The organism is Pseudoalteromonas sp. S1727 (genome assembly GCF_005886375.1).
Lineage (GTDB): Bacteria > Pseudomonadota > Gammaproteobacteria > Enterobacterales > Alteromonadaceae > Pseudoalteromonas > Pseudoalteromonas haloplanktis.
Genome location: NZ_PNDT01000123.1, coordinates 1 through 9,179 on the forward strand (window position 1 = coordinate 1; position 9,179 = coordinate 9,179).

Here is a 9,179-nt window from a genome sequence, read left to right on the forward strand (position 1 = left end):
CGACCGCTGAACAGTGATTATACCAATCGTGTTAAGTTACTGACCATTTATAGCGACAGATAAATACAGTGATAACAAGGCATAAATTTTGACATGTAGTTGTTCTCGGCAATTGCTCCTGCATTGCTCTACCTCCTGCATCCATGCAGTCATTTATAACGCAGTTAGCGCTTTATTTAGCCCGCTAGAATGGTTAAATATTTAAGTCGATTGGTATTAAACTGATCACATGTTTTTAAGTGATCAATGCGCCACCATTTGGGTAAATTCGAAATATAAGAATGAGACTGCGGGATGAAACCTTTACAATTGGGTAAATCAAATGTTCCGAGTGCAAGTGCTAATGTCGGCTTATCGTCAATTGCACCTATTGTACTCCCACACTCTGAACAAAAAGCGCTACTTGAGTACTCAGATGAACGCCATAACTTTGGTGAGCCTCCAGAGCCGGTCCACTGTATTTGCTCTTTTGATAACTCAACCCAAACTTGAGTCAACGATCCTGAATGACGCTGACATTGTTTAAACCCTATTTCAGTTTCTTTTTTGGGTCAATAATTTTAATAATAGTTAAGCTAATTCACAATAAAAAGACACTATATCGCGACAAGTCTTATCCCTATTTAAATTAGCAGCGATCATTTCTACTAATGTAGTTTTTTGCTAACACAGCGAAAACATACCCACCCACTGCACCAGCAATCAGTTGTGCATAGAACCCCCAACCTCTGGCACCTGCAATAATCGTGATATTCATAATTGACTCAATGGCCACTAAAGCAACTGCAAACGCCGTTACTCCTGCGATAACAAATAGTTGAATGCCATATTTAGGGTGTTTTCTGTACACTAGTCCTGTAACTAAAAATGCGAACGCAAGTGCGACGGCAATTATTGCACCATAGGTTGGTAATAACCCGAGCCAATCATCAAGCGTTAAATTAACACGATCATTAAAGCTTATCTCTATACCCACGTTAACTAATTGATTGACAACATATTGACTATGAAACAAGCTAGCAAGTGTGAATGTAAGTAACCAGGAAGCTAAAAATGAAGGCAACAAACGTGTTAAAAATGGCATGGTTATCTCAACTTAAAATGAAACGTTTTATCCACATTAGCAAAGGCGTAAGCTGTAAACAATCTATCTGTTGTATTACGCTTGTTTGGGCTTTTGCGTTTTCAGTACACGCAGGCTCAACATTACCCACAAAACAATACAGCATTGCCCCCCTCGCAACTGAGCTTAATTCTCCTTGGAGTATGGTTGAACTACCTAATGGCACTTGGTTAATCACCGAGCGTGACGGCCATGTAGTAATAGTAAAAAACAACCAGTTATCAAGAGTTAAACTGCCCCTTGAAGGATTATATGTTGCCGGCCAAGGTGGTTTACTCGATATTGTGTTATCGCCTGACTTCAATGAGTCCAATGAGATTATTTTTACCTACGCACAAGGCGAGTTAGCCACAAACCGGCTCGTAATTGCTAAAGCGACCTTTAATGGCACTGATTTTTCTCAGCCTAAAATTATTTATCGCGTTGCAACAGATAAAGACACACCACAGCATTATGCTGGCCGCGCCTTAGTATTGCCCGATAACACCTTATTATTCTCAAGTGGCGATGGCTTTGATTATCGAGAGCAAGCGCAAGTTATCACCAGCCAATTAGGTAAAGTATTACGCATTAATTTAGCTGGTAATGTGCCCAGCAATAACCCATTTAGTGATCATGAAGACCTCGCCGCTCAGGTTGTTTTTTCACTCGGCCACCGCAACACCCAAGGCCTAGTGTATGATTATGACACCCAGCAAATAGTCAGCCACGAGCATGGCCCAGCTGGTGGCGACGAACTAAATTACTTAACCGCTGGCACTAATTACGGCTGGCCTGTGATCACCAACGGAGATGATTACTCACAAGCACGTATATCACCGTTTAGAGAATACCCTGGAATGGCTAAACCAACGGTTGATTGGACGCCCTCAATCGCCCCATCAGGCATGGCGTATTATGGCTCAAAGCATTTAGCTTTTCCGTCACTACAACAGCATGTGCTAATCACTACGCTGGTCGATAAAAAACTCTACGGCGTTAATTTAGCTAACGGTGAGTTTATCCAGTCTCATATATTCCCTGAGGTTAATGGGCGTTTGCGGGATGTATTTGTGACAACAGAGGGAAATATCGCAGTGTTAACTGATGGCAAAGAGGCTAAGTTACTGCTGATAAAGCCAAAGTGATTAGGCCGGCTTAGTTTCATGTTTTACGCTGTCACGGTCCTTATGTGTGTTTGCCGTAAGCTACTTGCTTAACAGCCACATCGACAGACGAATTAAACGAACTTGCTTATTGATTTAGGTTCACAAGGTTTAGCGTCATTGAGAAATATTTGGATCAATAATCATTACGGAGGGTGAACCGCCCATTGCACTTCCTATCAATAAAAAACGCATGATGGGATCTGGAGGTTAGAGGCCTCCCGGCTACCCGGTTAACTGCCATATTCGCCATTTAGAACATCACTGAAAAATGGGGTTAATTTACTAAATCCTGTTTCAGATTTTTATTGCTCTTGCGCTTTGTCCTTAAACCTTTCTAACTATAAGCTAATCATGGCTAAAGACGATTCCTACACGATGAATTGCACACCGAGTTAATCTCATAACTCATTATTTCTGTGCTTATACTCTGAACCTTGAATCTATGACCTTAATTCATAATAAAAAAGCCGCTGTTCGTTACAAACAGCGGCTTCTCTTAAAGCTTAAAACTTACAGCTCCAAAGAACTTATTTAATCACTTCAAGTCCGTTCATATAGGGACGAAGTACTTCTGGTACTACAACTGAGCCGTCGGCTTGTTGGTAGTTTTCTAAAATCGCAACCAGTGTACGGCCAACCGCTAAACCTGAACCATTGAGTGTATGTAATAACTCTGGTTTTTTCTCACCAGCACGGCGAAAGCGTGCTTGCATACGACGTGCTTGGAAGTCGACCATGTTTGAACATGATGAAATCTCACGGTAGGTATTTTGCGCTGGTAACCAGACTTCTAAATCGTAGGTTTTAGCAGAGCCAAAGCCCATGTCGCCCATGCATAAAATCACTTTTCGGTATGGCAGTTCTAACGCTTGTAAGATTTGCTCAGCGTGACCTGTTAGCTCTTCCAATGCTTGCATTGAATCTTCTGGTTTTACAAGTTGTACAAGCTCTACTTTATCAAACTGGTGCTGACGGATAAGACCACGGGTATCACGGCCGTAACTGCCCGCTTCACTTCTAAAACATGGCGTGTGCGCGGTTAAACGAATGGGTAAGTCTTTTTCATCATAGATTTCGTCACGAGCACTGTTGGTCAGTGGTACTTCTGCTGTTGGAATTAAGCTAAAGCCTTCTTGCTCTTCGCCGTCATCGTTCACTAACCCTTTGGTGTGGAATAAATCTTCAGCAAACTTAGGTAACTGACCTGTGCCATATAGGCTGTCGCGATTTACTAAGTACGGTACGTACATTTCTGTGTAGCCGTTTTTGTCTGTGTGCGTGTCTAGCATAAATTGTACTAGCGCACGATGCATGCGTGCTGTTGCACCACGCATTACTGTAAAGCGAGAACCGGTGATTTTAACACCCATTTCAAAATCAAGGCCGTTTAAGTCCTGACCTAAATCAACGTGATCTTTTACTGCAAAATCATATTTTTTAGGCTCGCCCCATGTTGAAATTTCAACATTTTCTGACTCGTCCGCACCTGCTGGTACTGATTCATCGGGTAAATTAGGGATCGCTAAAGAGATTTGCTTAAGCTGCTCTAATATTTCATCTTGTTCAGCTTTAACGCTATCAAGTTGGGCGCCTAAGTTACTTACCGCGTCTAATAACGGTTGTGCATCTTCGCCTTTTGCTTTTGCTTGGCCAATCGCTTTGGAGCTGCTGTTACGCTCACTTTGTAATTCTTGTGTTTTTACTTGTAGTGTTTTGCGTTTTTCTTCAAGTGCGCTGACAGTCGCAGTATCTAGCTCGTAGCCACGTGCAGCTAAGCGCGCCGCTGTTTGCTCGAGATCTTGACGTAATAATTTAGAATCTAACATGTTAGTTTTTTAACCTTTTTGCATTACCAGCTGAAGGCCCAGCCAAGCCATAAAAATACACACCGTCACATTTAAGACGATATTGAGGGCCATTTTAAAAAAGTGACCTTGTTGTAATAACAACAACGAATCCATTGAAAATGTCGAAAAGGTGGTCAAAGCACCTAAAAAGCCAATTCCTATAAGGGTTTTAGCGGGGCTTGCGGTGATAATTTCACGCTCTATCAAACCGTACAATATGCCCATCAACAATGAACCAAGAATATTAACTGCCAACGTGCCAAAAGGGAATCCCCTGCCCAGCAGTTTTAGCATGGTTTCGCTAATAAAAAACCGTAAGCAGGCACCGGATGCTCCTCCGGCGGCAATCATGAGGTATATCTTAAGGCTTGTCATAGCGTTTTATATCACTGTGTTGATCGCGCTCTTTGAGATAATCGAGCTTTTGCTTAATTTTTTGCTCTAAACCACGTTCAGTCGGAAAGTAATAACGTTTATCGGCAATTTGCTCAGGGAAATAGTTTTCGCCTGCGGCAAACGCACCTTCTTCATTGTGGGCATAGCGATATTCAGCGCCATAGCCCAAGTTTTTCATCAAATTGGTAGGCGCATTGCGTAAATGCTCAGGCACCGGGTAGCTCGGCTCATTTTGCGCATCCAGCTTGGCTTGGTTAAACGCCGCATACACAGCATTACTCTTGGGTGCACTGGCTAAGTAAATAGTTGCTTGGGCAATGGCTCGCTCGCCTTCTGAAGGCCCTACTCGTTGGAATATATCCCACGCGTTTAGCGCCACTTCCATTGCTCGAGGATCTGCATTGCCTATGTCTTCTGTGGCTATCGCCAATAACCGCCTTGCAACATAGAGAGGATCGCCACCACCGGCTAAAATACGGCAATACCAATACAAAGCGCCATCTGGTGAGCTACCACGCACAGACTTATGAAAAGCTGAGATCAAATCGTAAAACTCATCACCGCCTTTGTCATATTTCGCTAAGTGAGTTGGCAGTACTTGGCTAAGTACGTGTTCATCAACCAGATACTGGCCGTTTTGCTCAATCGTTAAGTCAATCGCTTGTTCAAGTAGGTTGAGAACTTTACGGGCATCCCCATCACTGGCTTGGCACAACGCTTTTTTAGCGTTGTCAGCAAGCACTATGGTTTTATCTTTTAGTTCGGCATCATATACTAGAGCACGTTCAATAACATTGTGAAGATCAACTTCTTGTAGCGATTTAAGCACATACACACGAGCGCGGGATAAAATTGCGTTATTAAGTGCAAACGATGGGTTTTCGGTGGTGGCGCCTACAAATATAAAGGTGCCATCTTCAATATGCGGTAAAAAGGCATCTTGCTGAGATTTATTGAAGCGATGTACTTCATCAACAAACAATAACGTACGTTGTCCACGCCCTTCAAGGTTATTACGCGCTTCACTCACCGCATCACGAATATCTTTAATACCTGCGGTAACTGCTGACATTTGGATCAGTGCAGCATCAGCGTGATTAGCTATAATTTGCGCTAAGGTGGTTTTACCAACACCTGGCGGCCCCCATAAAATAAGGCTATGGCACCGCCCTGCTAAAATGGCTTGGTAGAGTGGTTTATCTTGGCTTAATAAATGTTGCTGGCCAATATATTCATCTAAACTGGTTGGTCGCATGCGCGCCGCAAGTGGGCGCACATCAGGGCCAAAATTAAAGCCTAAATTACTCACTGAAATTATTCGCCTTGGCTTTGGTCATCTATTTCAACACCTTCAGGAATACTAAAGTCAAAGGTTGAATCAGCTAAACTTTCGTTTACTTTAGCATCACTAAACGTAAAGGTTGATGATTGTCCTGAACTGTCTTTGACTAATAGTTGTGCTAGGCCTGTTTGATCTTTTGCAAATACAATGTCTAGTTGTTCAACTTGGCTTTCAACGCCTTGGTTAGGAGTGACACTAAAACCTGCCGCGGTGGCTGTTACTTGATACTTTTGCCACTGCGCAGGATCTTTAGACGTGAGTAATACAAATGGCGTTGAATCAATCAAGCTGTGCGTATTCATAATCGTAACTTGCTCTGCGAAGCTGTCAAAGTAATACGTTTTATCGCCATTTGAGACAAATAAAGTGTCATCGGGGCTAGCTTGCTGCCAACGGATCATCATTGGCTGTTGTAAAGCAATCGTGCCCTTACCTTGCATTATTGACTGACCTTGGTCGTCATTCACTTGCTGCTCAAATTGTGCTTGAAAGCTTTTTAATCCAGCAAGTTTGTCTTGTAATGCTTGGCTGTCATCTGCATAGACAGAGGCTGATAACAGACAGCTGATCGCCATGGCTAAATAGTTAATTTTTTTCATTTAATTTGCTCCACCATTGGGCACTAATACATCACGGGCACCATTATGGCCTGGTGCGCTCACAATACCCGACGTTTCCATTTGTTCAACCAACCGCGCTGCACGGTTATAACCAACACGCAATTTACGCTGTACACTTGAAACCGATACTTTACCTGTTTCAATTACAAATGAAACAGCCTCATCATACAGGGGATCTGATTCTTCATCTGCGTTTTCGCTCGCTTCACCCGGAAGTAATATCTCTTCCGTCGCATCGCCATTAAGAATTTCGTCTATATAATTTGGTTTGCCGCGTTTTTTCCAATCATCAACAACGGCATGAACTTCATGATCATCCACAAACGCGCCATGAACACGCACCGGTACGCTAGTACCTGGCGGTAAATACAACATATCACCCATGCCTAATAGATTTTCGGCACCTTGTTGATCCAATATAGTGCGTGAGTCAATTTTACTTGAAACCTGAAACGCCATCCGTGTTGGTATATTTGCTTTTATTAAGCCAGTGATAACGTCCACCGATGGACGCTGCGTAGCCAGTATTAAATGAATACCAGCGGCACGGGCTTTTTGCGCGATACGTGCAATCAGCTCTTCAACTTTTTTACCAACAATCATCATCATGTCAGCAAATTCATCAATAACGACAACAATACTTGGTAGTTTTCCTAGCTCATCTGGGCCGTCTTTCATACCATCGGTGTCTTTGAATAATGGATCTAAAATCGGGTAACCCGCTTCTTTAGCTTCCATTACTTTTTGGTTATAGCCTTTTAAGTTACGTACACCAAGAGCCGACATTAGCTTGTAACGACGTTCCATCTCGCCGACACACCAACGCAGTGCATTAGCGGCTTCTTTCATATCAGTGACCACTTCACACAACAAATGTGGGATACCTTCGTATACTGAAAGCTCCAACATTTTTGGATCTATCATGATCATCCGTACATCATCAGGGCCAGATTTATATAACAAGCTTAATATCATCACATTAACGCCCACTGACTTACCTGAACCGGTTGTACCCGCTACCAATAAGTGGGGCATTTTACCTAAGTCAGCACAAATTGGCTCACCGGCAATGTCTTTACCCAATACCATGGTTAAAGGTGATGGGTTTTGCTCAAACTTAGGTGCATCTATCACTTCTGATAAACGTACTATTTCACGGTGTTTATTTGGCAGCTCAATACCTACGTACGTTTTACCTGGGATCACTTCTACTACGCGCACACTGACTGCAGATAGCGATCGAGCCAGATCTTTCGCAAGCCCAGTAATTTTAGACACTTTAATACCTGGCGCTAAATCAAGCTCAAAACGAGTAACAACAGGACCAGGATAAACACCTACAACGGCCGCTTGAACGTTAAAATCAAGCAACTTGGTTTCAACTAAACGCGAGACTGCTTCAAGTTCTTCTGGAGAAATTGGGTTTTTCGCTTTGTCTGGCCTATCAAGTAAATCAAGCGTTGGCATCGGTGTACTTGGTGGCTGTTCTTCTAATAATTGCTCAAACTTTTCTTTTGCTGTTGGCGGCGGTTGATAAGTGCTCTTAGGCTTTGGCATCGGTCGCGCTGGAGAGACAACGGTTGTAACTGGTTTTTCTGGCTCGGCAACATAACTTTGATCCAGTGCATTTAAAGCTGCTGCGGTATCCATTGGCTCATCATCAATAGCACTGAAATTAATCTCTTGATCGAGAATATCATCTAGGTCATCAAATGCTGGATGTGAGTCTTGATAATCGGAGGCTGTGTTCGTATTGCTCGTTGCTACTTTACTTGTTTCAGTAAAGTGAATCGACGGAGTCTCTTTTGCGGCTTTTGGTTCATCAATTACAGGCTGCTCAGTGGTTACAGTTGTATTTGCTGCGCGTTCACGCTGCAACCATGCTTGCAGATGATCAACAATAAAATGATAGCTACGCATAATCCAATCGCCAATGAAGTCAACAAATTGCACCCAAGACACACCAGTTAACAAGGTTAAACCAGCAAAGAAGAAGCACAATAATAAAATAGACGTACCCGTAAAATTAAATGCCGGCATCATGGCTGAGGCGATTACATCCCCTACTACCCCACCGGAAGAAAAATTATAAATATCATCGAAATTAATACTGCTGATAGCAGTTGCTGAGGTAATAAATAACGCAAAGCCTATTACACGTAATGATAAGGTTGTGTAATCAAGCTGAAATATCTTATGCGGTTGCTTAAATAATAAATAGCCAAAGATTTGGATTGCAGCCGGCACTAAATAAGCCAGCCAACCAAATGTAAGTAATAAAATATCAGCAATCCACGCGCCAGCGGCCCCAGTTATGTTTCTTACATTCTCATAACCTGTTTGCGACCAACTAGGATCTGCGGGATCAAAGCTTATCAATGCACACAAAATAAATATGGCGGCAAAGGTGCTGATTATCAAACCGGTTTCTAATAGTCTTTGTACACCGTTTAGGCGCATAACTCGCTATTCCTCATTTTCTTTGTACTTCTTTGTACTCTTTTGTTAGCAATGGAATACCTTAGCAGGAAATACTTTTTGTTGCACTTTATCTTATACGCTAACTGCTTACTTGATTATGAACGAGTTTTTATCATTCGCGCATGTATCAATAATACAACTTATAACAATCGTGTTAAGTTACTGACCATTTATAGCGACAGATAAATGGAGTGATAACAAGGCATAAATTTTGACATGTTG

Annotated in this window: 8 protein-coding genes; 1 reads left to right on the forward strand and 7 read right to left on the reverse strand. The window is 42.4% G+C overall.

The window, feature by feature from the left end:
• Positions 1 to 176: 176 nt before the first annotated feature.
• On the reverse strand, positions 177 to 497 hold the full coding sequence (locus tag CWB85_RS20145) for a GFA family protein (protein WP_249314928.1): 321 nt from the start codon (positions 495 to 497) through the stop codon (positions 177 to 179).
• Between the two features lie 131 nt (positions 498 to 628).
• A complete protein-coding gene (locus tag CWB85_RS20150) occupies positions 629 to 1,084 on the reverse strand; it encodes a hypothetical protein (RefSeq protein ID WP_138555861.1) in 456 nt (151 codons plus the stop codon).
• Here CWB85_RS20150 and CWB85_RS20155 point away from each other — a divergent pair.
• Positions 1,069 to 2,250: a PQQ-dependent sugar dehydrogenase gene (locus tag CWB85_RS20155; RefSeq protein ID WP_138555865.1), complete on the forward strand. Its 1,182-nt coding sequence runs from the start codon at positions 1,069 to 1,071 to the stop codon at positions 2,248 to 2,250. The genes CWB85_RS20150 and CWB85_RS20155 overlap by 16 nt on opposite strands.
• A gap of 548 nt (positions 2,251 to 2,798) precedes the next feature.
• Here CWB85_RS20155 and serS read toward each other — a convergent pair.
• From serS to CWB85_RS20180, 5 genes are read right to left on the reverse strand one after another with little or no spacing between them, the layout of a single operon-like run.
• Positions 2,799 to 4,097 carry a serine--tRNA ligase gene (gene serS / locus CWB85_RS20160; protein ID WP_016707453.1) on the reverse strand — a complete coding sequence of 433 codons (1,299 nt, stop codon included), beginning with the start codon at positions 4,095 to 4,097 and terminating at the stop codon, positions 2,799 to 2,801.
• Between the two features lie 9 nt (positions 4,098 to 4,106).
• A complete protein-coding gene (gene crcB, locus CWB85_RS20165) occupies positions 4,107 to 4,469 on the reverse strand; it encodes a fluoride efflux transporter CrcB (RefSeq protein WP_016707454.1) in 363 nt (120 codons plus the stop codon).
• Between the two features lie 10 nt (positions 4,470 to 4,479).
• On the reverse strand, positions 4,480 to 5,823 hold the full coding sequence (locus CWB85_RS20170; protein ID WP_138555862.1) for a replication-associated recombination protein A: 1,344 nt from the start codon (positions 5,821 to 5,823) through the stop codon (positions 4,480 to 4,482).
• Positions 5,824 to 5,828: 5 nt separating this feature from the next.
• Positions 5,829 to 6,455 (reverse strand): outer membrane lipoprotein periplasmic chaperone LolA, encoded by a 627-nt coding sequence (lolA, locus tag CWB85_RS20175; RefSeq protein ID WP_016707456.1) that lies wholly within the window; start codon positions 6,453 to 6,455, stop codon positions 5,829 to 5,831.
• Positions 6,456 to 8,936 (reverse strand): DNA translocase FtsK, encoded by a 2,481-nt coding sequence (locus CWB85_RS20180; protein WP_138555863.1) that lies wholly within the window; start codon positions 8,934 to 8,936, stop codon positions 6,456 to 6,458. It lies immediately after the preceding gene.
• Positions 8,937 to 9,179: the final 243 nt, after the last annotated feature.

What these genes read in the sequence shown, in the direction of transcription:
- CWB85_RS20150 (WP_138555861.1), bottom strand. Translation starts at nt 1,084, where the DNA reads ATGCCATTTTTAACACGTTTGTTGCCTTCATTTTTAGCTTCCTGGTTA.
- serS (WP_016707453.1), bottom strand. Translation starts at nt 4,097, where the DNA reads ATGTTAGATTCTAAATTATTACGTCAAGATCTCGAGCAAACAGCGGCG.
- crcB (WP_016707454.1), bottom strand. Translation starts at nt 4,469, where the DNA reads ATGATTGCCGCCGGAGGAGCATCCGGTGCCTGCTTACGGTTTTTTATT.
- lolA (WP_016707456.1), bottom strand. Translation starts at nt 6,455, where the DNA reads ATGAAAAAAATTAACTATTTAGCCATGGCGATCAGCTGTCTGTTATCA.
- CWB85_RS20180 (WP_138555863.1), bottom strand. Translation starts at nt 8,936, where the DNA reads ATGCGCCTAAACGGTGTACAAAGACTATTAGAAACCGGTTTGATAATC.